Raw genomic sequence first — 1,109 nt, 5'->3', positions numbered from 1 at the left:
CTTGGCTCACCCAAACACTTGAGCGGATCGCCAACGGCTGGTCGAGCAGCGATCTCGATGCACTCATGCCGTGGAATTACGCGCGCTGAACGGTCTCAGCTTGCCGCTTACGGTGTAGTCGCTTGCCGCAAATTCGATCCGACGCCTCCCAAACAACGACGAGCGCTGCCCGCACGTCGTCGCCGTAAACCCGGCGCCCTGGCCGAGGACCACCCTTCGCCGGTTTGCGTTCTCCTCGCAGCAGTCGCATCGCATGCTTGCGATGAAAGCCCGTGAGCGCCACGAACTCGTCTAACATCCTCGCCTTCTCGGCCCGCCCGCCTAACACATAGCGACAACTGATCGCTGCCACCAATTCCGCACGTGTCGCCATGCTGACCTTCCTCATCACAGCTCCCGAGGTTGATTCGGCGGGAGCAATTTAGATGAGGCAATAACCCATTCTCAGGGAGCAGTTCAGGCGAGGCAATGCGCGCGACAAACTGTGCGGTGCCTTTGATTGTCGCGAATGAGGCTGGCCTGCCGCGCCGGCGTTTGACCCCCATGGCGGAACGTCGTCGATAGCTTTCGACGTTCATTTCGAAGATCGTTGCGTGATGAACAAGTCGGTCCACCGCGGCACCCGCCCGCAGGCATAGTTTGATAGTTGCAGGATACGGGGTCGGCATCGAGCACCCAACTCACACGTTGGTTCATGATCGCCGTATGAAATGCATCCGGCGCCATGGGCGGGTTTCGTCCGGGCCTGAAGCCATAGTAGAACCCGCAAAGGATAGGCCGTCATAGACGGCACTAAGCACTTCAGCGACCGCGCCAGCCTCCTTCGCCCCCGAGGCTCTTCCCGCATCCGTATCTGTCTACACTTCAGATGCGACACCGTCGCCTCTTGGGATGCCCAAACGTCAACGTTTTGAAGGAAGACTGGCGACGTGCACATTCGATGTTGCCCCGGGCACTGGGGATCGTCTCATCTGGGTTGGCGCGCTGCACGTGGCCGCGTAAAAACGGATTCTCTCTCAACGGTTTGGGTGTTTTTTCAAGAACGACTGGCATCTATTGCTCGATCCATCTCCACCCTATTGCTGGAAAAGGTAAATGTCGTTCTCCCT

At 58.6% G+C, this 1,109-nt stretch carries 1 protein-coding gene and 1 pseudogene; one reads left to right on the top strand and one right to left on the bottom strand.

The features are described from left to right. The coding region (locus tag MOV76_RS39190; RefSeq protein WP_247266499.1) for a transposase domain-containing protein at positions 1-89 on the top strand (89 nt) is incomplete at its 5' end. Positions 90-115: 26 nt separating this feature from the next. Here the strand turns inward: MOV76_RS39190 and MOV76_RS39185 are convergent. Further along, positions 116-388, bottom strand: a pseudogene (locus tag MOV76_RS39185) (transposase); the annotation flags it as partial. Between the last annotated feature and the right edge of the window lie 721 nt (positions 389-1,109).

It is taken from the genome of Rhizobium sp. PRIMUS64, assembly GCF_023006465.1.
In the GTDB taxonomy this organism is placed as follows: Bacteria; Pseudomonadota; Alphaproteobacteria; order Rhizobiales; family Rhizobiaceae; genus Rhizobium; species Rhizobium leguminosarum.
Note: the sequence above shows the minus strand (reverse complement) of the source record. Positions and strands in the feature narration are given on the sequence as shown.